The organism is Kribbella sp. NPDC104740 (genome assembly GCF_055583505.1).
Genome location: NZ_JBVJNV010000001.1, coordinates 271615 through 292671, shown reverse-complemented (window position 1 = coordinate 292671; position 21057 = coordinate 271615). Strand labels below are relative to the sequence as shown.

The following is a 21057-nucleotide window of genomic DNA, read 5'->3' as shown; positions in this document are numbered from 1 at the left end:
GGGCATAAGACAGGGCCTCGCCCCACCACAACACCAAGGGTGTTCTTTCCCCCTTTTCCCCCCTCCCCCCCCCCCCACTCCCCCCCCCCCCCCCCCCCTCCCCCCCCCCACCTGAGCAGTTCCTGCACCGGGTGCGCTTCGCCGACCCCAGCGGGATCAGCTCGCGTAGTCGCCCTGGAGCTCGACGCCGGTGCTGCCGGTGCTGACCTCGCCGCAGACCCAGGCCGGGATGTCGCGCTCGGCCAGGACGGCGATCGCACGGTCCGCGGCGGCCGGGTCCAGGACCGCGACCATGCCGACGCCCATGTTCAGCGTCTTCTCCAGCTCCAGCTGCGGGACGTCGCCGAGCTGGCCGACCAGGCCGAAGACCGGCGCCGGCGTCCAGGTCGAGCGGTCGATCCGGACCGCGAGCTCGTCCGGGATCACCCGGGCCAGGTTCGCCGCGAAGCCGCCGCCGGTGATGTGCGACATCGCGTGCAGCGGGCGGTCGCCGTCGGCGTTCAGCGCCCGGATCAGCTCCAGGCAGTGCTTGGCGTAGACCCGGGTCGGCGTGATCAGAGTGTCGCCGAGCGTGCCACCGAGCTCCGGCACCTCGCGGTCGAGGGCCCAGCCGGCCCGGTCGAAGAACACGTGCCGGACCAGGGAGTACCCGTTCGAGTGCAGCCCGGACGACGCCATCGCGACGACCACGTCACCGGCCTCGACCCGCTCCGCTCCGAGCAGCTCGTCGGCCTCGACGACGCCCGTGGAGGCGCCGGCGACGTCGTACTCGTCGGCCTTCAGCAGGCCCGGGTGCTCGGCGGTCTCGCCGCCGACCAGCGCCGTACCGGCCTCGACGCACGCCTCGGCGATGCCCTTGACGATCTGCGCGATCGTCTCCGGGACCACCTTGCCGGTGCAGATGTAGTCGGTCATGAACAGCGGCTCGGCGCCGCAGACCACCAGGTCGTCGACGACCATGCCGACCAGGTCGAACCCGATCGTGTCGTGCCGGTCCAGCTTCTGCGCGATCGCGACCTTGGTCCCGACGCCGTCGGTCGAGGTGGCCAGCAGCGGTCGCCGGTACGCCGTCAGCGCGGACGCGTCGAACAGCCCGGCGAACCCGCCGAGCCCCCCGACCACCTCGGGCCGGGTCGCCTTGGACACCCATTCCTTCATCAGCTCGACGGCCCGGTCCCCGGCCTCGATGTCGACTCCGGCGGCGGCGTAGCTCGCGCCCTGGCTCACGGTGTTCTCCTTCGTCGGCGGGACGGCGTCCCGGAAGTACGTCGTACGGCAGTCACCAGTGCCCGGCCGGTCCTCGTGGGAGCGTCGGTCGGGTGCTGGCTCATCGGACTGCCTTACGGGCGGGACAGGGCGTCCGCGGCGCCGGCACCGCCGGAAACGGTGGCCAGGCCGTCGGCGTCGGTGCTGACCGGGATCTCCAGCAGGTGCTTGCCGAGGTGCTCCGGCTTCGGCAGCTCGACCGGGTAGACCCCGTCGAAGCAGGCCCGGCAGAGCTTGTCCTTCGGCAGCGTGGTCGCCTCGACCAGCGTGTCCAGGTCGATGTAACCGAGCGAGTCGGCGCCGAGCGAGCGGCAGATCTCCTCGGTGTTCAGCCCGTTGGCGATCAGCTCGGCGCGGCTGGCGAAGTCGATGCCGTAGAAGCACGGCCACTTCACCGGCGGCGCGGTGATCCGGACGTGGATCTCCTTGGCGCCCGCCTCGCGGAGCATCTTGATCACCGCGCGCTGGGTGTTGCCGCGGACGATGGTGTCGTCGACGACGACCAGCCGCTTGCCCTCGATCACCTCGCGCAGCGGGTTCAGCTTCAGCCGGATGCCGAGCTGGCGGATGGTCTGGCTGGGCTGGATGAAGGTGCGGCCGACGTAGGCGTTCTTGACCAGGCCGGCGCCGTACGGGATGCCGGACTCCTCGGCGTACCCGATCGCGCCCGGTACGCCGGACTCCGGCGTCGCGATCACCAGGTCGGCGTCGGCCGGGTGCTCGCGGGCCAGCCGGCGGCCGATCTCGACGCGGGTCGAGTGGATCCGCTGGCCGGAGATCTGGGTGTCCGGGCGGGCCAGGTAGACGAACTCGAACAGGCAGCCCTTCGGGTCCGGCTCGGCGAACTTGGTCGAGCGCAGCCCGTTCTCGTCGATCGCGACGATCTCGCCCGGGTCGATCTCGCGGACGAAGCTGGCACCGACGATGTCCAGCGCCGCGGTCTCGCTGGCCACCACCCAGCCGCGCTCGAGCCGGCCGAGCACCAGCGGGCGGATGCCCTGCGGGTCGCGGGCGGCGTACAGGGTGGACTCGTCCATGAAGACCAGGCTGAAGGCGCCCTTGACCTTCGGCAGCACGCGCGCCGCGGCCTGCTCGATGGTCAGGTCGGGGTACGCCGCCAGCATCGAGGTCAGGATGTCGGTGTCGGAGGACGCGCCGTGCTTGGCGTTCGCCTTCGCGTGCTCGACCTCCAGGTCCAGCCCGAGGTCCAGGTCGTCGCTGCCGTCCAGCGTCGCCGCCAGGTCACCGGTGTTGGTCAGGTTGCCGTTGTGCGCGAGCGCCACCGACCCGGTCGCGGTGGACCGGAAGGTCGGCTGCGCGTTCGCCCAGACGCTCGACCCGGTGGTCGAGTACCGGCAGTGCCCGACGGCGATGTGCCCGCGCAGTGACGCGAGGGTCGCCTCGTCGAAGACCTGACTGACCAGGCCCATGTCCTTGTAGACCAGGATCTGGCTCCCGTTGCCGACCGCGATCCCGGCCGACTCCTGCCCTCGGTGCTGCAGAGCGTAGAGCCCGAAATAGGAGAGTTTGGCGACCTCTTCCCCAGGAGCCCAGACTCCGAAGACGCCACAGGCGTCCTGCGGACCCAGATCCTGCGGGTCGAGATCATGAGTGAGCCGACCATCGCCACGAGCCACGGCAGCAGTCTACGGGACGGCTCTCCTACCAGCAGACAGTGCAGTAGCCGGTGGGGTCGTCGCTGACCGGCGGCTCCGGCCGCGCCGTCGCGGATCCAGCGGACCAGCACGCCGAACCCAGCAGCAGCGCCCCCGAAACCACCACCACCAGAAACCTCTTGATCACAGTGAGTCCCCTCCGAAATAATCCAAAACCATCTGCTGAGCGCGCTTAATCGACGCACCCTGTATATGGTCGGTTCCAAACGGGCGTTGGAAGGGTGTGGAAAGTGCTGGAACCGCTGGGTCTGGACGAGGCGACCTCGGCGGTCTACCACGCCCTCCTCCGCGCTCCGGACAGTACGCCGGAGCAGATTGCCGCGCGAGTGAATAAGTCATTGCCCGAGGTTCACCAGCTAATGGACGAGCTGCGCAAACTCGACCTGCTGGTCCCGACCTGGACCAACCCCGACGTCGAGCACGCCGTCCACCCGCGGGTCGGCCTGGCCGGCCTGGTCGAGCGCCGCCGCAGCGAGCTGAACCGGATGCTCGGCGAGCTGAACGAGGCGTCGTCCAAGGCCGAGGTGATGGCCGAGCAGTACAACGAGCTGCTCACCTCGCGGACCAGCGGCGACGTCGAGGTGCTGAAGGGCCGCGCGAACGCGTCGCGCCGGATCGAGGAGCTGGGCGCGAAGACCCGGGACACCTTCTGGGGCCTGATCCCCGCGCACGTGGACGACATCGTCGCCCCGCCGGAGGAGTCGCCGGACCTGCCGCTGCTGGAGCGCGGGATCAAGATGCGCAGCGTCTACCTGCAGAGCATGACGGTCTCCAAGCTCGGCCTCGAGTACGCCGCGTACATGCACAAACGCGGTAACGAGGTCCGCGCCACCCCGACCCTGCCGCTGCGGCTGCTGATCATCGACCAGGAGATCGCGATCATGCCGCTGGACCCGGCGGTCGAGAGCACCGGCGCCGTGATCCACCGCAGCCCCGCCGTACTGGCGGTCGCGCTGGCCCTGTTCGACTCGTACTGGTCCCGGGCGACCGACCTCTTCGCCCCCGAGGACCGCGACAACGAGTCACCACTCACCCCGCACGAGGCCGAGGTCCTCCGCCTGCTGGCCGGCGGCGCCAAGGACGAGCAGGTGGCGCGTCTGCTGGGTATCTCGTTGCGCACCGCCCGCCGTATCACGGCAAACCTCTCCGACCGTCTCGACGCCACTTCGCGTTTCGAACTGGGAGTAGCCGCGGCGAAACGCGGCTGGGTCTAATTCACCGGCGGTTTCTCGCGTGAATTGATCGCGTACGTCGGCAGTTCGGTCTGTGCATTTCAGCGGACGCCGTGCGGACAATTGTTTCGGGTTGACTGGACGCACGTCCAGTGGTGCTCGCGGATCGCGGATCACGCCTACCTGCAGGGCCGGACGCCCCGGCGAGGTCAGACGACCAGGCCGTGGCGTCTTTGTGCCAATGGCTTGCGCTCGGCCCGGAAATGGGTCTATCGGGCGGAGTGAGCGCTCCGAGTACCGTTAATGCAATTGGTCTGGACCGGTAATCGGAAGGATTGCACCGCTCCGCGCGGGCAGCGCGACTTCCGCGCCATTGAACAGCGGCGTACCCCGGTGGGAGATGACCAATGACTGGTCGACCGGGCTGACATTCAGCGCGTGCAGCAGGCGCGTGCCGTCCGGAGTGGCGGTCGAGGTCAGGACGACGCCCGGAGTCGTGGCGGTGTGGGTGTGACGGGGAGTAGCGCCGAGGCGGGCGAGGAGGTCGGTCCAGAACGGGAGGTGGGCCGGGTAGTCGCAGGTGAGAACCACCGCGTGGCCACTGCCCGGGCGGACCTCGGTGCCGACCACAGAGCCGGTGGAGACGTCGACGGCGAAGGGGTGGTGGGAGGAGGTTGGGGTGAGGGGCTGGAGGACGCCGACCCGGACTTCGGCCGGGGCGCCGTCGGCCCGGACCGAGGGGAAGTAATGAGGGGTTCCGTTGACCAGGTCGCCGGGGGTGAGGCCCAGGGCGTCGGCGAGCACGGTGCAGGGCGTGCCGTCGTAGGTCTGGGTGGGAAGCGCGCCGGTGAGGAGCAGCCGGCCGCCGCCGTGGACGAAGTCGGCGAGGCGGTGCTGGACGTCCGCCGAGAGCCATGGGGTGGAGGCCAGACAGAGGACCCGGGAAGAGGCGGGGCCAGTGAGGTCTGACTGAAGGTTGACCGCTGGGAACGAGAAGCCCGACAGCAGCAGCGCACGGGCGAGGATGTCGCGCGTACCCATCCCCCGGAAGCGCTCCAGGTCGGCGATCTGGGCCCGGCGGACGTGGTCGCCGGGGTGGCAGTACTCGGTGAGGTAGTGGTCGGGGACGAAGCCGAGCACGACGTCGTCGTACTCCTCGTCGCTGTCGGCGAGCGCGGGGAAGCGGCGGAGGTCGGCGACCACGTCCGCGAGAGCGGCGTACGACGGGTTGAGCTGCCCCTCGGGGCCGACGGGGGCCGTGAAGCCGTGGCGTTCGCCGGTGAAGGCGATCCGGTCGTTGCCGTCGCCGACCGGATCGTCGAGCGGCGGGTTGTGGCCGCCGGCGAACAGGTAGTAGTTCAGGAGACGGTTGCCCTGGGCAACACAGAGCCGGGTCTTCAGAGCGACGGCGGAGGGCGGAACCTGCCGACTCAGATCCTCGCCGTAGTCCCCCAGGCCGGCCTCGAACTCCAGCGAGGTCAGGGGCTGGTCGGGTGAGTGGACCGCGGCCATGAACGCGTTCATGACGTACAGGTCGGCGACGTTCTCGACGGTGAGGTCGCCGAGGTAGTGGTCGGAGCCCGACGTCATGTCGGGCTGACCGGAGTAGCTCTCGTACAGCTGACTGATCCCGATCGGATACGTCCGGCCGCGCCCCTCGCCGGTGCCGTGCAGGTTGATCAGGAACGGCACACCAACAACGCCGTGCGACTCGGCCTCCGCCCGCAGGATCCCGAAGTACCGCGCGTACCGCTCGCGCTGGAACACCGACAGCTCGTGGTGCAGCCCCAGCGCCCCAGCCTCAGGAGACCGTACGTCGGCCACCTCGACCCGAGACCCCGCCCACTCGAGGAACGAATCCACGTCGTTCAGATCCGGCGTGTTCGTCACCCACGACAACATCCCGACCTCGTTGTCCAGCTGCACCGCGACGACCGGACCACCGACCGGCGCCAGATGCGAAGCCAGCAAGGGCATCACCGCGCCGTACCACCGCCGTACAGCACCCAGGTAGTCCGCCGACAGGTAGTCCACGTCCCGCGTCGGAGCCGGCGTCGAGTCCCACCCGATCGATGCGACACCCGGCGTGTAGACCGAGTACGGCAACCCCTCGTTCTTCAGCTCCGCCATCACGAACGGCCCGGGCCGGGCGATCACCGACAGCCCCTTCGAGTCCGCCAGCTCCAGGAACCCGACCAGATCCCGGTACGGCGAAGTCCGCCCGTCCAGGTCGAACGACCCGTCCGGCAGCTCGTGCACCAGCCACGGGATGTACGTCGCCACCGTGTCGCACCCCGCCGCGACCAGCAGATCCAGCCGCGACGCCCAGTCCTCCCGAGCGAGCCGGAAGTAGTGCACCTCCCCCGACAGCATCAGAGTCGGTTCCCCGTCGATCATCAGACGGCGCCTGCTGAGCTGGACTGTCCTCATCGTGACCTCTCCACCGGGCCGGCGACGCGCCACCTCTTGCCGCGGGTCCGATTCCTCACCTATGGTCGCTGAAACCGGTTACTGCAACGTTACGGCGGAGGTCGCGGATGGGCAACCAGCGGCTGACGGTGCGCGAGATCGCCGAACTGGCAGGGGTTTCGATCGCCACCGTGTCCCGGGTGTCGCGCGGGATCGGCCAGGTCAGCCCGGAGATGCGGGCCCGCGTCGAGCAGGTGATCGAGGAGCACGGCTACCGCCCGAGCCAGCTCGGCAAGGCCCTGGCCGAGCGCAAGCACGGCGCGGTCGCGATGGTGTTCCCCGGGTTGTCCGGCCCCTACTTCTCCGAGCTGATCCAGGGCTTCGAGTACGAGGCGATGGAGGCCGGCGCCAGCGTGCACATCGTCGGCACGCACCACCGGGCGGCCGCCGACGACGACGTACTGGCGATCTCCGGCCGGGTCGACGGCATCGCCGTGCACGGCGGCACGATCCAGGACCGAACCCTGCACCGGCTCGCGGCCGAGGTACCGGTCGTCGTACTGGCCGGGCGGCCGCTCGACGGCATCCCCGCCGTCCGGGCCGACAACACCAGAGTGGCGGAGCTGACCAGGCACCTGCTGCTCGACCACGGCTACCGGCGGCTCGCGTTCGTCGGCAACCCCGACGGCTCCCCCGACGTCACCGAGCGCTGGGAAGCCTTCAAACAAGGGCATCGCGAGGCCAAGGTCGCCGCGCCGAAGAGCCCGCTCAAGGTCGGCATGCAGCAGTCCGACGGCGTGATCGCCGCCGGTGAGCTGCTGACCGGACGCCGACCACCCGGCGCGATCGTCTGCGCCAACGACGAGACCGCGCTCGGCGTCCTGATCGGCGCCCTCGGCCGCGGTCTCAAGGTCCCCGAGGACGTCGCCATCACCGGCTTCGACGACGTCGCGATGTCCTCGCTGGTCCGACCCGGGCTGACCACGATCCGGCAGCCCGTCCGTGAGCTCGGAGCCGTCACCGCACGCCTGCTGATCGCCGGCGTCGGCGGTCCGGGCGCGGTGATGGACACCGTCCTCACCACCGAGCTCGTACTGCGGGGCAGCTGCGGCTGCCCGTAGTCCCTCCGCCCAGGAGGCCGCCCCGATCGACAGGAGCAGGCAGATGAACCGCCCGACATTCCTCCGTACGGCGGCAGTCGCCGTCGCGACCACCCTCGCCCTGGTCGGATGCACCGGCACCAGCGGCACCAACGGCAGCGGTGGCGGCGGGACGGCCGCGAACGGCCTGGTCGACTTCCTCGACTACGGCGACTTCGGCGGCGGCACCGCGCCGCAGGCCAACTACAACCCGTACCTCGAGGCCACCCGCCTCGGCGCCGTCGACTACGTCTTCGAGAAGCTGATGGTCTACGACAGCTTCTCCTGTACGCCGAAGCCGTGGCTGGCCACGGGTTTCGAGTGGGACGACCCCAAGACACTCACCTTCACCTTGCGCGACGGCGTCAAGTGGAACGACGGAAAGCCCTTCTCCAGCAAGGATGTCGGCTTCACCTTCGACCTGCTGAAGAAGCACCAGGCGCTCGACGTCAAGGGCATCTGGCGCTACCTGGCCGCTGTCGAGACTCCGGACGCCCAGACCGTCACGATCAAGTTCAAGGACCCCGGCGCCTCCACCTTCACGCTGCTCACCGAGATCTACATCGTGCCCGAGCACGTCTGGTCGCAGCAGTCCGACCCGGTGAAGTTCGTCAACGCGCAGAACCCGGTCGGCACCGGCCCGATGAAGGTGAAGTCGTTCAACCCGCAGCAGCTCACCATCGAGCGGAACGCCGATTACTGGCAGGCCGACAAGGTCAAGGTGCAGGAGATCCGCTTCCACAAGGCCGACGCCGGCGGCGCGGTCGAGCAGCTGAAGCTGAGCCGTGGCGAGTACGACACCAACGCGATGTTCGTGCCGGACATCAAGAAGGCGTTCGTCGACCGCGCCCCGGACACCAACCACTACTGGTACCCGCCGGGCGGCTCGATCTCGGCGTACATGAACCTCACCGAGGCGCCGTTCAACGACCTCGCCTTCCGCAAGGCGCTGACCACGGCGTTCGACCGGGACCAGATCATCGCCAAGGCGCAGCTGGGCTACGTGAAGGCCGCGAGCCAGACCGGGCTGGTCGTGCCCGGTCAGGACAAGTGGTTGCCCGAGGGCCTCGCCGACCAGGGCCGGATCGGCTTCGACGCCGCGAAGACCGACAGCGCGCTGACCGCCGCCGGTTACCCGAAAGATGCCCAGGGCAAGCGTTTGGGCAAGGACGGGAAGCAGGTCGAGTTCACCTTCAAGGTGCCGGGCAGCTACACCGACTGGGTCTCGGCCGCGCAGATCATCGTGCAGAACCTGAAGGCGCTCGGCTTCGACGTCGCGCTGGAGACCCCCAACCCGCCGACGTACGAGAGCGACCGCGCGGTCGGCCGGTACGACATGCTGTTCGGTGTCCACGGCGGGTCCTGCAACATGTTCCGCAACTTCTCCGAGCCGCTCGGCAGCGACCAGTCCGCGCCGATCGGCAAGAAGGCCGCCAGCAACTTCGTCCGCTGGAACGACCCGGCGACCGACAAGCTGCTCGACGAGCTCCGGCTCGCGACCGACGAGGCGAAGCAGAAGGAGGCTGTCGGCGGGCTGGCCAAGATCATGACCGACCAGGTCCCGATGATCCCGCTCTGGTACGGCGCCAAGTGGTTCCAGTACCAGACCGACAAGGCGGTCGGCTGGCCCGACGAGAAGAACCCGTACGCCGCCCCCGGCGACAACGTGCTCGTCCTCACCAACCTCAAGCCCGCCGGCAGCTGACATGCGCTACTTCCTGCGCCGGGCCGGCTTCTTCCTGGCCACCCTCTGGGCCGCGATCACCTTGAACTTCCTGATCCCCCGGCTGCAACCGGGCGACCCGGCCGAGGCGATCGTGTCCCGGCTGGGCGGCCAGAGCCAGGCGATCGACCCAGCCCAGGTCGAAGCGGTCCGCAAGATGCTCGGTACCCCCGACGGCAACCTGCTCACCCAGTACGGCGACTACCTGGGCGCCGTACTGCGCGGCGACTTCGGCATCTCGTACACGTACTTCCCGTACACGGTGACGCACATGATCGGCCAGGGACTGCCCTGGACGCTGATCCTGGTCGGCGTCACCCAAATCGTGTCGTTCGTGGTCGGCACGCTGCTCGGCGCCTGGGCGGCGTACCGGAGGAACAGCCGGGTCGACTCGGTGATCACGCTCGGCTCGACGTTCGTCGGCACGTTGCCGTTCTTCTGGCTCGCGCTGGTGCTGATCTACGTCTTCGCGATCACGCTGAACTGGTTCCCCAGCGGCGGCGGGTACGGCGGTGGCAGCAACCCGGGCTGGACCTGGCTGTTCTTCTCCGACGCCTTCCAGCACAGCGTGCTGCCGGCGGTGTCGCTGCTCATCGTCGGCCCGATCGGCTGGATCATCGGCATGCGCAACAACATGGTCCAGACCCTCGGCGAGGACTACGCCCGGCTGGCCCGGGCCAAGGGGCTGTCCCGGCGGCGGATCGCCCTCACGTACGGCGCGCGCATCGCGGTGCTGCCGAACGTCACCGGCTTCGCGATCGCGCTCGGCGGCATCCTCGGCGGGACCGTCCTGGTGGAGTCGATCTTCAACTACCCCGGGCTCGGCCGGATGATGCTCGAGGCCGTGTCGAACCGCGACTACCCGCTGATGCAGGCGTTGTTCCTGTTCATCACGATCGGCGTCCTGATCGCGAACTTCCTCGCCGACCTGCTGTACGGCGTACTGGATCCGCGCGTCCGGCGGGAGGAGGCGGTATGACGCTCGAAGCCCAAGCGGTGGAGGCCGCGCGCGGCTCCCGGGTCCCCGGCTGGCTCGTCATCCTGTGGCGCAACCGCAAGTGCCGGATCGGACTGCTGATGCTCGCCGCGTTCGTGCTGGTCGCGGTGCTCGCGCCGCTGATCGCGCCGTACGAACCGCGCGCGAACACGTTCACCCCGTCGATCGGCCCGTCCGGCAGCAACTGGCTCGGCACCACCGCGCAGGGCGAGGACGTGTTCAGCCAGCTCGTGTACGGCGCGCGCACGTCGCTGATCGTCGGCCTCGCCGCCGGCACGCTGTCGACGGCGATCGGGCTCGCGGTCGGGCTGACCGCGGGCTACCTGCGCGGGACCGTCGACGAGGTGCTGTCGTTCTTCATCAACCTGGCGCTGGTCGTCCCGGTGCTGCCGCTGATGATCACGCTGGCGGCGTACGCGCCGGTGAAGGGGCTGTGGCTGATCGTCTTCGTCATCAGCATCACCGGCTGGGCGTACGGCGCGCGGCTGAAACGCTCGCAGATCATCACGCTGCGGACCCGCGACTACATCACCGCGGCGAAGTTCGCCGGGGACTCGACCGCGCGGATCATCGTCCGCGAGATCCTGCCGAACATGACCTCGCTGGTCGTCGTCGGCTTCATGGGCGCCTGCCTGGGCGCGATCGGCGGCGAGGCCGGCCTGGCGTTCCTCGGGCTCGGCGACCCGACCACCACCAGCTGGGGCACGATGCTCAACCAGGCCAACACCGGCGGCGCGATGCTGACCGGCCAGTGGGCCTGGCTGGTCGCGCCCGGGCTCGCGTTCGCCGGGCTGATGACCGCGCTGACGCTGATCAACTTCGGGGTCGACGCCCTGAGCAACCCGCACCTGAGGGAGGACTGAGATGGCCCTGCTCGAGGTCCGCGACCTGTCGGTCACCTACAGCCCACGCGACAGTACGCCGGTCCGCGCGGTCGACGGCGTATCGTTCGACGTCGCCGACGGCGAGTTCGTCGGGCTGCTCGGCGAGTCCGGCAGCGGGAAGTCGACGCTCGGGAACGCGATCCTGGCGTTGCTCGACAAACCGGCCGCGGTGAGCGGTGGATCGGTCGTCTTCGACGGCACGACGGTGACGGGCGCCGCGGAGGAGTCGCTGCGCCCGTTGCGCTGGGCGAAGATCTCGACGGTCTTCCAGAGCAGCATGAACTCGCTGAACCCGGTGATCACGGTCGGCGCCCAGTTCGCCGACACGTTCGCCGCGCACGGCCGAGACGGCGACGCCCGGCACCTGCTCGAGCTCGTGTCGCTCGACGCCGACGTACTGCGGCGGTATCCGCACGAGCTCTCCGGCGGGATGAAACAACGCGTCGCCCTGGCCCTCGCGCTCGCCCTGGAACCGCGCTTCGTGCTGCTCGACGAGCCGACCACCGGCCTCGACGTCGTTGTCCAGCGCAACATCCTGGACCGGCTCCGGGAGCTGCAGAAGGAGCTCGGCTTCGCCGTCCTGTTCATCAGCCACGACCTCGGCACGGTGATGGAGATGGCCGACCGGGTGCTGGTCATGTACGCCGGCGAGCTCGTCGAGGACCAGCCGGCCGCGGCGATGATGCGGCACCAGCTGCACCCGTACACGCAGGGCCTGCTCGGCTCGTACGCCGATCCGCGCGCGGCCCAGATCTCGGTCGACTTCATCCCCGGGCGCCCGCCGAACCTCGCGGAGCCCCAGACCGGCTGCCGCTTCACTCCCCGCTGCCCGGTCGCCGTCGAAGCCTGCGCGACGCAACATCCCGCGCTGCTCCCGGCGGGCGAGGGCACCGCCCGCTGCCTGCTGGTCGAAGCCGGCACCGAGGTCGACGCCCGCCGGGCGCGGACCTTCGTCGCCGAACGCGACACAGCAGAGTCCGAGCCGGTCCTCACCGTCCGCGAAGCGGTCAAGCAGTACAAGAACACCCGGGCCGTCGACAACGTCTCCTTCGACCTGAAACCAGGCCGAGTCACTGCGTTGGTCGGCCAAAGCGGGTCCGGCAAAACCACCCTCGCCCGCCTGGTCACAGGCGTGGAGCGCCCGACGTCAGGCGCTATCACCTTCGCCGCCCCGCGCTCCCGCGCGGGAGCGCGGGGCGGAACGGGAGAAGAGGCGGTGGACGTCGGCAAGCTCCGGGGCCGGAGGCTTCGGTCCTACCGGCGACACACCCAGCTCGTCTTCCAGGACCCCTTCGCAGCCCTCAACCCGACCCGCACGGTCGCCTACGCCCTCTCGCGCCCCCTCCTCAACCACCTCAAGCTCTCCAAAGCCGAAGCCCGCACCAGAGCCTCCGAGCTCCTGGAAACCGTAGGCCTCTCGCCAGCCGCGCAGTACCTCGACAAACTCCCCCACCAGCTCTCCGGCGGCCAACGCCAGCGCGTCGTGATCGCCCGAGCCCTCGCCCCCGACCCGAGGATCCTGGTCGCCGACGAGCCGATCTCGATGCTCGACGTCTCCATCCGCGCCGAGATCCTCGCCCTGCTCGACCGCCTGGTGAAGGACCGCAGCATCGCGATGCTCTACATCACCCACGACCTGCTCAGCGCCCGCCTGCTCGCCGACGAGGTCCTCGTCCTCAACCAGGGCCGCGTCGTCGAGTCAGGCCGGACCCTGAACGTCATCCAGCACGCCCAGGACCCCTACACCCAGCTGCTCCTGGACGCGATCCCGACGCCGGGTCAGACCGTCTTGACCGAGGCCAGCAGTTTGCCCAGCGACTCCCTGGCGTCGCCGAACAGCAGCGTCGTGCGGGGGTCGTAGAGGAGCTCGTTCTCGATGCCGGCGAAGCCGGGGCGCATCGAGCGCTTCAGGAAGATGACCCGCTGGGCCTCGTCGGCGTTGAGGATCGGCATGCCGTAGATCGGGGCGCTCGGCGTCGTGCGGGCGGCGGGGTTGACGACGTCGTTGGCGCCGACGACCAGGACCACGTCGGCCTGCTTGAAGTCGCCGTTGATCTCGTCCATCTCGCGGAGCTGCTCGTACGGGACCTGGGCCTCGGCGAGCAGCACGTTCATGTGACCGGGCATCCGGCCCGCGACCGGGTGGATCGCGTAGTCGACCTTGACGCCGCGGCCCTGCAGCTCCTCGACCAGGTCGCGCAGCGTGTGCTGGGCCTGCGCGACGGCCAGGCCGTAGCCGGGGACGATGATGACGCGCTGCGCGTAGCCGAGCAGGATCGCGACGTCCTCGGCGCTGCCCGAGATCACCGGGCGCTCGGACGCCTCACCACCGCCGAGGGTCGAGCCGCCCTTCACCGCGCCGAAGAGGATGTTGAAGACCGACCGGCCCATCGCGTCGGCCATCAGCTTGGTCAGCAACGTACCTGCCGCACCGACGAGCGTTCCGGCGACGAGCAGCAGCGTGTTGCCGAGCACGTAGCCACCGGCGGCGACGGTCAGACCCGTGAACGCGTTCAGCAGCGAGATGACGATCGGTACGTCGGCACCGCCGACCGGCAGCACCAGCATCACGCCGACGGCCAGACCGAGCAGGCACAGCAGGACGCCGACCAGCACGCGCGGCTCGGAAACCAGCCAGACCGACACCGCGACGCCACCGAGCAGCCCGGCGACGAACAGCACCGGCAGGCCCGGGAAGGTGACCGGGCGGGTGGTCATCAGCTCCTGCAGCTTCGCGAACGTGACGATCGAGCCGGAGAACGAGATCGCCCCGACCAGGATCGTGAACGCGGTGGCGATCGCGGCGACGGTCTCGCCGTCGTGCACCTCGCCGAGCTCCATCAGCGCGACCAGCGACGCGGCGCCACCGCCGACGCCGTTGAACAGCGCGACCAACTGCGGCATGTGCGTCATCTGCACCCGCCGCGACCCGATCACACCGCCGACGGTGCCGATCGCCAGCGCGATCAGGATCGGCACCAGGTTGTCCGGCTTGTACGCCGCGAAGGTGATGATCACGGCGAGCACGGCGCCGGCCGCGCCGAGCGCGTTACCGGTCCGCGCGGTCTTCGGCGAGGACAGCGCCTTGAGCGCGACGATGAAGCAAACGGCCGCGACCAGGTAGCCGATCTGGGCCCAGGTGGCGATCACTTGTGCAGCTCCTTCTTGCGCGCTCCCGGACCCCGGAACATCTCCAGCATCCGGTCGGTGACCACGAACCCGCCGACCATGTTGACGGTGGCCAGGACGACGGCCAGCAGCCCGACGATCACCACCGGCACCGACTCGGCCTGCCCGGTGACGATGATCGCGCCGACCAGGATGACGCCGTGGATCGCGTTCGCGCCGGACATCAGCGGCGTGTGCAGCGTCGCCGACACCTTGCTGATCACCTCGACCCCGACGAACGCCGCGAGCACGAAGATCGTCAGCAGAGCAATCGATTCGGTCATCAGCCCTGTCCTTCCAACAGCTCGCGGGTGGGCTCGTGCAGCACTTCGCCGTCGTGGGTGACGCAGCAGCCGGCCACGATCTCGTCGCTGAAGTCCGGGTCGAAGGCGGCGTTGCGGGTCATCAGCGTGATCAAGTTGGCCACGTTCTGCCCGTACAGGCGGCTGGCCGGGCCGGCCATCTGGCTGGGCACGTTCGAGCCGCCCCAGACCAGCGCGTTCCCGATCGTCAGCTCGGTTCCGGCCACCGAGCCCTCGACGTTGCCGCCCTGCTCGGAGGCCAGGTCGACGACGACCGAGCCGGGCTTCATCTGCTCGACCATCTCGCGGGTGACCAGCATCGGCGCGGTCCGGCCCGGTACGGCGGCGGTGGTGATCAGCGCGTCCGCGCCGGCCACGTACGGCGCCAGCAGCTCGCGCTGCAGCTGCGCGCGTTCCTCGGTCATCTCACGGGCGTACCCGCCCGGGCCGTCCAGGGTGCCGAGCTCGAGCTCGATCGGCTGGGCGCCCATCGAGGCGATCTCCTCGGCCGCGGCCGTCCGTACGTCGTACGCCTTGACGACCGCACCGAGGCGCTTCGCGGTCGCGATCGCCTGCAGGCCGGCGACGCCGGCGCCCAGGACGAGCACCTGGGCCGGCGGCACCGTCCCGGCGGCGGTCATGTTCAGCGGGAAGAACCGGGGCAGCCGCTCGGCCGCGACGATCGCGGCCCGGTACCCGGCGACCAGCGCCTGCGAGGACAGCGCGTCCATCGCCTGCGCCCGGGAGATCCGCGGCACCAGCTCCATCGCGAACGCGGTCAGCTTGGCCCGGGTCGCGGCCCGGACCACGTCCGGCGGGTTGGTCGGCAGGAACGACATCAGCGCCGTCCCGGCGTGCAGCCGCTGCAGGCGTTCGCGCTCCAGCGGCTGGACCGAGGCCACCACCGTCGCGGCGTGGTCGGCTCCCCAGGCGACCTCCGCGCCGGCCTCGCGGTAGGCGTCGTCGGAGAACAGCGCCCGCTCGCCGGCCGCGGGTTCGACCGCGACCTGGTACCCGAGCTGGACGAGCTTGACGACTTGTTCGGGCACCAGCGCCACCCGGCGCTCGGCCGGGCGGGTCTCTCGCACGACTGCGATCTTCACTCGCCGAAACCTATGCCAAACTCTGGGTCGCCGGAAAGCCCGGTCCCTACTAAGAGCCCAAGTTCTGAAGAAGAGTTGCCTCGGCGAGACATACCTTGGCGAATTCCTCCAGGTGCAGGCCCTCGTCGATGCCGTGGGCCCGGGTGTCCGGGTCCTCAACACCGGTGACCAGAACGGCCGCGTCGGGGAAGGTCTGCTGGAACTCCGCGATGAACGGGATCGACCCGCCCATGCCGGTGTCGACGGGCTCGACACCCCACGCCGTCGCGAACGCCGAGCGGGCCGCGTCGTACGCCGCACCGCGGGCGTTGATCGAGCAGGGCTGGCCGATGTCGCCGTCGGTCACCGTCACCTGCGCACCCCACGGCGCGTTCTGCTCCAGATGGTTGCGCAGGGCCTGCATCGCCTTGTTCGCGTCGTCACCGGGAGCGACCCGCAGGCTGACCTTGGCCCGCGCGACCGGGACCAGGGTGTTGCTGGCGTCGGCGACCCGCGGCGCGTCGATGGCCAGGACGGCGATCGCCGGCCGGGTCCACAGCCGGTCGACCAGCGTGCCGGAGCCGATCAGCTTCACCTGGTCGAGCACGCTCGACTCAGCACGGAAGCGGTCCTCCGGGTACTCCAGGTCGGCCGCGCGGCTCGCGTGCAGGCCGTCGACGGCGACGTCGCCGTTGTCGTCGTGCAGCGTCGACAGCAGCCGGCAGAGCGCGGTCAGCGCGTCCGGGACAGCGCCACCGAACAGGCCCGAGTGGACGGCGTGCTTCAGCGTCCGGACCTCGACGTAGCAGTCGACCAGGCCGCGCAGCGAGACCGTCAACGCCGGCTGGCCGATCGCCCAGTTGCCCGAGTCGGCGATCACGATCGCGTCCGAGGTGAGCTCGTCGGCGTACTCGTCGAGCAGCTGGAGCAGGGTCGGCGAGCCGATCTCCTCCTCGCCCTCGACGAAGACCGTCACGCCGACCGGCAGATCGTTGCCAAAGGCCCGTACGGCGGCCAGGTGCGCCGCGATGCCGGCCTTGTCGTCGGCCGCGCCGCGCGCGTAGAGCCGGTCGCCGCGCTCGGTCGGCTCGAACGGCTCCGAGGTCCACTCCTCGACGTTGCCGGTCGGCTGCACGTCGTGGTGCGCGTAGAGCAGCACGGTCGGCTTGCCCTCGGGCGCCGGCTTCTTGGCGATCACGGCCGGCGCACCCTCACCCGCACGGACGATCTTCACCTCGAAACCCTCGGCCTCGAAGAGCGCGGCGGTCGCCTCGGCGGACCGCTGGACGTCGGCCGCACGGGCCGGGTCCGCGCTGACCGAGGGAATCCGGATGAGGTCCTCGAGGTCGGCACGGACGGAGGGCAGAACGCGGTCGATCGCCGCGGGCAGGTCGGTCATGCGCCCTACGGTACTGCGGGTGACATTTTCACGGGCTAGTGTCTGTGGATCGAAGGTTATCGCCCAACCCGAGAGGATCACCATGGCCCGCCCCGTCGCCATTCTGACCGCCCTGTTCACCACCGCGGCCGCCCTGACCGCCGTCGCCGCACCGACGATCGCGACCGCCGCGATCAGCTGCGACACCGCCACCACCGGCGGCAGCACCTTCTACGACGGACCGTCGGCGTCGAAGAAGTACGACGCCCGGTTCAGCAACAGCCTCGGCATCCCCAACCTCGGCACGCACACGCCGCAGGGCGCCGGCACTTGGTACAACTGGGACGGCGCCGGCAAGAACCTGCTGCTGGTCGCGTCGTACCGGACCGGCGCCGACTCGCAGATCTACGGCATCGACCCGGCCACCGGCACGACCGTTGGCGTGGTCGCGATCGCCGAGTCGCACGTCGGCGGCATCACCACCAGCAAGGGCTGGGCGTTCGTCTCCGGCGCCGGCAGCTCGATCCGCAAGTACCGGCTGACCGACCTGCGCACCGCGATGAAGGCCGCCGGGACGCCGTACCTGACGCAGGTCGGCACCGCCCGGGACGTCGCCGGGGCGTCGTTCCTGAGCAGCTACGGCGACTCGCTGTTCTCCGGCAGCTTCAACGAGACCGGCCGCGGCACGATGTACGAGTACAAGATCGCCGACGACGGCACGCTGACCACCGTCGCGGGCGCCTGGGAGGTCCCGACCAAGACCCAGGGCCTGATGATCACCGCCAACCACTTCGTCTACTCGACGTCGTACGGGCGCGGCAACCGCAGCAACCTGTACGTCGTGAAGCGCGGCACCAAGGACCTCGATGCGGCCCCGCTGAGTTGCTTCCGGGCGCCGAGCATGACCGAGGGCGTCACCGAGTACAACGGCACGGCGTACCTGGTCTACGAGTCGGGCAGCCACCTCTACAGCGGCGACTCCGCCACGCTGAACGTCATCCCGCGGATGCACAAGGCGACGGTCTCGTCGCTGACCTCGCTGGTCGGCTAGGAACCGTTGTAGGTCACGGAGTTCAGTACGTCGGTCAGCTGTTGCGGGTCGTCCCCACGGACCTGGATCCGCAGCAGCTGATTGTCGCCGGGGAGCTTGCGGTACTGCTCGTAGACGTCGGCGCCGGAGTCGCACGCGTAGCGGAACGTCACCCGCGGCTGCTCGGCGGTCGGTGTGTCCGAGCCGGTCTGCTTGCACCCGCTGGGCGGCGTACCGGTCGTCGGCAGCGCGTTCTGGGCGAGCACGCCGATGAACACGCCTTCGGTGTTCGGGTCGGTCTGCCAGTTCGCCGTGTTCTCGCTGACCAGCAACGCCAGCGGGCTCTTCTGCGCCGACTTCTCGTCCCAGCTGCGCGGCACCTCGACCGACACCGGGTTCTCCGCGACGTCGACCGGCCGGCTCATCACCAGCTCGTAGCCCGCGTACCCGCCGCCTCCGGCCAGCACGATCGCCAGCAGGGCAGCGATCCAGCCCGCCCGCCGGTTCCGGCGCGGCGCGGCCGGGGTCGCGATCGTCGCCTCGGCGTCCGGGCCGCCCTCGGTCTTCGCATCGGCCGGGACCACCGCCAGCTGCGTGGCCTGGTCGAGACCACCAGGTCCGGCCGGGACCGGCAGCTCGTCGGCCGGGACGAGCCCGGCCGGGATCTTGCCGGTCCGGTGCGCCTCGTCCAGCGCGGTCAGGAAGCTGTCCAGATCGGGCCAGCGCTTCTCGCGGTCGGGCTCCAGCGCCCGCCGTACGACGGCGTCGATCGCGTCCGGCACGTCCGCGCGCAGCGTGCTCATCGACGGCGGCGGCGCGTCGATCCGCATCACCGCACCGAGGCTGATCACCCCGTGCGGTGCCTGGCCGGTGAAGGCGGCGTACGCGACCGCGCCCAGCGAGTACAGGTCGGCGCGGTGGTCGAGCCGGTCGCCCATCACCTGCTCCGGCGCGACGTAGGCCGGCGTACCGCCCGGCATCGTCAACTGCGACACGGTCTCCAGCGACTTGCCCAGACCGAGGTCGCCGAGCATCGCGCGGTCACCGGACGGGTCGCTGCGGAACAGCACGTTCGCGGGCTTCACGTCGCGGTGCAGAACCCCCCGCGCGTGCAGCTGCTTGAGGCCGCTGCCGACCTGCGTCACCACATCGACCACGTCGGCGACCGGCAGCGGGCCGGCCTTGATCCGGTCGGCGAGCGAACCGCCGTCGGCGTAGGTCAGGACCAGGTACGGGCGGCCGTCGTCGGTCTCGCCGACGTCGTGCACGCCGACCACGTGCGGGGAGTCGACCCGGCGCAGGAACCGGCCCTCGGCCAGGAAGCGGCGCCGGACGTCGTCCTCGTCGATCCAGTTGTCGGACAGGATCTTGACCGCGACCTCGGCGTCCAGCTGCTCGTCCCGGGCCAGCCAGACCGTGGCGAAACCACCGGCACCCACCCGGCGGACCAGGGAGTACCGGCCGATCCGGGGTGGCTGGTCCATGCCCGCATTATGCTCGATCCCTCCTGCGACCGCGTCGCCGGAGCGAACAAAACACTCAGTTGTGACGTCACACCGAGGATCGACCACCCCGGTCGGCCGCCCCGCCCGCCCGTCCGGTGCGAGATGCAGCACACTGCTGAGATCCACGACTGTTTGTGAAGGAGCCTGCTCATGAGGCAGCTGAACGCCCGGCTGACCGTCGTGGTCGCAGCCGTCGCGGTCGCCGCGGTGGCGGGGGGAGGGGTGTTCGCGTACCGGCAGGGCCCGCAGACGAGCACCACCGGAGCGAGTCCACTGGGTGGACAGCCGACGACCCCGACGCCGACACCGACGCCTTCGGGGACGCCGTCGAAGACACCGAGCGCGACGCCGACCAAACCGAGCGTGAGCAAGCCGAACGCTCCCAAGACCGTCGCGATCAGCCTCGCCAAGCTCCCGGCCGGCCGTGCGCCCCAGTTGGTGCATGTGCTCGACCGGAAGGTCAGCGGCGGCCCGGACCAGGCGTACACGGCGCCCGGCAAGGACCGGATCATCGAGGTGGCCCAGGCCGGCGCCAACACGTACACGCTGCAGAGCCGGGACCCCGACCTCGTCCTGGTCCGGTCCGACGGCGCCGGTGAGAGCAGCGAGGTCCGCGACGTGACGAGCCTGGTCGGGTCGATCGACGGGACCCTCGCGGCGTTCGCCAGCCAGAAGCAGAAGTCGACCGGTGAGCAGCTCGCCGGCAGCACCCTGTACGCCGAGGACGGTGGCGAACTGAAGGAGAAGCTCGTGCTGCCGGACGCCTGGAACGTGCAGGTGATCGGCCTCGGCGCCGGGAAGGTCTTCTACGCAGCCACGCCGCAGGAGTCCGGACTGCCGAGGCTCTACACCTGGGTGCCCGGCCAGTCGTCGGCGAAGCTGGTGAAGAACATTACCTCGCCGGTCGCGGTGTCGGCCGACGGCGAGCTGGTCGTCGGGCTGGACGTCGGCGGCGCCGGCAGCTGCTCGAACGTCATCGAGCTCGCCACCGGGAAGAAGCTCTGGCGGACCTGCGACTACATGGTGCTGGGCTTCACGCCCGACAAGTCGTTCGCGATCGGCGGACCGGCGTACGCCGACGGCTACGCGGCGCAGACGAGCTGGGTCCTGGACAACAAGAAGAACGGCGCGCTGGTGCGGGAGTGGACCGGGCTGTCGTTCCGGGAGGTGCGCGCCGAGGACGACCAGCACCTGCTGATGGAGGTCGACGACGGCCCCGAGACCAAGGGCGCCATCATCCGCTGCACGATCACGTCGGACGAGTGCGAGCGGGCCACCCCGATCACGCCGAACGAGCAGTTCGGGCTCGGTAGCTGATGCCCGGCG

Annotated in this window: 17 protein-coding genes; 8 read left to right on the top strand and 9 right to left on the bottom strand. The window is 70.0% G+C overall.

All coding sequences use genetic code 11. The features are described 5' to 3' along the window. Positions 1–156: 156 nt before the first annotated feature. The 3 genes from purM to ACZ6Z4_RS01345 form a co-directional block, all read right to left on the bottom strand. The gene (gene purM / locus ACZ6Z4_RS01355; protein ID WP_465556940.1) at positions 157–1227 is read right to left on the bottom strand and encodes a phosphoribosylformylglycinamidine cyclo-ligase; all 1071 of its coding nucleotides are present in this window, start codon (positions 1225–1227) and stop codon (positions 157–159) included. A 113-nt stretch (positions 1228–1340) separates the two neighbouring features. After that, entirely contained in the window at positions 1341–2903 is a 1563-nt protein-coding gene (gene purF, locus ACZ6Z4_RS01350) for an amidophosphoribosyltransferase (protein ID WP_363668020.1), read from the bottom strand. A gap of 25 nt (positions 2904–2928) precedes the next feature. Beyond that, positions 2929–3069, bottom strand: coding sequence for a hypothetical protein (locus ACZ6Z4_RS01345; protein WP_465556938.1), 141 nt, complete (start codon positions 3067–3069; stop codon positions 2929–2931). 103 nt (positions 3070–3172) lie between these two features. On the opposite strand from ACZ6Z4_RS01345, the gene ACZ6Z4_RS01340 reads away from it, so the two are divergent. Then, complete coding sequence (locus tag ACZ6Z4_RS01340; protein ID WP_465556936.1) at positions 3173–4156, top strand: helix-turn-helix transcriptional regulator; 984 nt, start codon at positions 3173–3175, stop codon at positions 4154–4156. A gap of 258 nt (positions 4157–4414) precedes the next feature. Here ACZ6Z4_RS01340 and ACZ6Z4_RS01335 read toward each other — a convergent pair whose 3' ends face one another. Further along, a complete protein-coding gene (locus ACZ6Z4_RS01335) occupies positions 4415–6544 on the bottom strand; it encodes a beta-galactosidase (protein ID WP_465556934.1) in 2130 nt (709 codons plus the stop codon). A 107-nt stretch (positions 6545–6651) separates the two neighbouring features. Here ACZ6Z4_RS01335 and ACZ6Z4_RS01330 point away from each other — a divergent pair, with 107 nt between their 5' ends. Genes ACZ6Z4_RS01330 through ACZ6Z4_RS01310 form a run of 5 tightly spaced genes read left to right on the top strand, consistent with a single transcriptional unit; the run spans position 6652 to position 13127 of the window. Then, positions 6652–7644 (top strand): LacI family DNA-binding transcriptional regulator, encoded by a 993-nt coding sequence (locus ACZ6Z4_RS01330; RefSeq protein WP_465556932.1) that lies wholly within the window; start codon positions 6652–6654, stop codon positions 7642–7644. A 43-nt stretch (positions 7645–7687) separates the two neighbouring features. Next, entirely contained in the window at positions 7688–9367 is a 1680-nt protein-coding gene (locus ACZ6Z4_RS01325; protein ID WP_465556930.1) for an ABC transporter substrate-binding protein, read from the top strand. Between the two features lies 1 nt (position 9368). Next, complete coding sequence (locus ACZ6Z4_RS01320) at positions 9369–10364, top strand: ABC transporter permease (RefSeq protein ID WP_465556928.1); 996 nt, start codon at positions 9369–9371, stop codon at positions 10362–10364. Continuing rightward, positions 10361–11245 (top strand): ABC transporter permease, encoded by an 885-nt coding sequence (locus tag ACZ6Z4_RS01315; protein ID WP_465556926.1) that lies wholly within the window; start codon positions 10361–10363, stop codon positions 11243–11245. Before ACZ6Z4_RS01320 ends, ACZ6Z4_RS01315 begins: the two co-directional genes overlap by 4 nt. A gap of 1 nt (position 11246) precedes the next feature. Then, complete coding sequence (locus ACZ6Z4_RS01310) at positions 11247–13127, top strand: ABC transporter ATP-binding protein (RefSeq protein ID WP_465556924.1); 1881 nt, start codon at positions 11247–11249, stop codon at positions 13125–13127. Here ACZ6Z4_RS01310 and ACZ6Z4_RS01305 read toward each other — a convergent pair. The 4 genes from ACZ6Z4_RS01305 to ACZ6Z4_RS01290 are packed head-to-tail and all read right to left on the bottom strand — an operon-like array spanning position 13046 to position 17217. After that, positions 13046–14416, bottom strand: a complete 1371-nt coding sequence (locus ACZ6Z4_RS01305; protein WP_465556922.1) for an NAD(P)(+) transhydrogenase (Re/Si-specific) subunit beta — start codon at positions 14414–14416, stop codon at positions 13046–13048. The genes ACZ6Z4_RS01310 and ACZ6Z4_RS01305 overlap by 82 nt on opposite strands. Continuing rightward, entirely contained in the window at positions 14413–14718 is a 306-nt protein-coding gene (locus tag ACZ6Z4_RS01300; RefSeq protein WP_465556920.1) for an NAD(P) transhydrogenase subunit alpha part 2, read from the bottom strand. Before ACZ6Z4_RS01300 ends, ACZ6Z4_RS01305 begins: the two co-directional genes overlap by 4 nt. After that, positions 14718–15839: an NAD(P) transhydrogenase subunit alpha gene (locus tag ACZ6Z4_RS01295; protein ID WP_363668039.1), complete on the bottom strand. Its 1122-nt coding sequence runs from the start codon at positions 15837–15839 to the stop codon at positions 14718–14720. The genes ACZ6Z4_RS01300 and ACZ6Z4_RS01295 overlap by 1 nt, the downstream gene beginning before the upstream one ends. A gap of 49 nt (positions 15840–15888) precedes the next feature. Further along, complete coding sequence (locus ACZ6Z4_RS01290) at positions 15889–17217, bottom strand: M20/M25/M40 family metallo-hydrolase (protein WP_465556917.1); 1329 nt, start codon at positions 17215–17217, stop codon at positions 15889–15891. Between the two features lie 82 nt (positions 17218–17299). Here ACZ6Z4_RS01290 and ACZ6Z4_RS01285 point away from each other — a divergent pair, with 82 nt between their 5' ends. Beyond that, the gene (locus tag ACZ6Z4_RS01285) at positions 17300–18247 is read left to right on the top strand and encodes a hypothetical protein (protein ID WP_465556915.1); all 948 of its coding nucleotides are present in this window, start codon (positions 17300–17302) and stop codon (positions 18245–18247) included. Here the strand turns inward: ACZ6Z4_RS01285 and ACZ6Z4_RS01280 are convergent. Further along, positions 18244–19710: a serine/threonine-protein kinase gene (locus ACZ6Z4_RS01280; RefSeq protein WP_465556913.1), complete on the bottom strand. Its 1467-nt coding sequence runs from the start codon at positions 19708–19710 to the stop codon at positions 18244–18246. The genes ACZ6Z4_RS01285 and ACZ6Z4_RS01280 overlap by 4 nt on opposite strands. 171 nt (positions 19711–19881) lie before the next feature. Between ACZ6Z4_RS01280 and ACZ6Z4_RS01275 the strand changes: the two genes are divergently transcribed. Beyond that, complete coding sequence (locus ACZ6Z4_RS01275; protein ID WP_465556911.1) at positions 19882–21048, top strand: hypothetical protein; 1167 nt, start codon at positions 19882–19884, stop codon at positions 21046–21048. Positions 21049–21057: the final 9 nt, after the last annotated feature.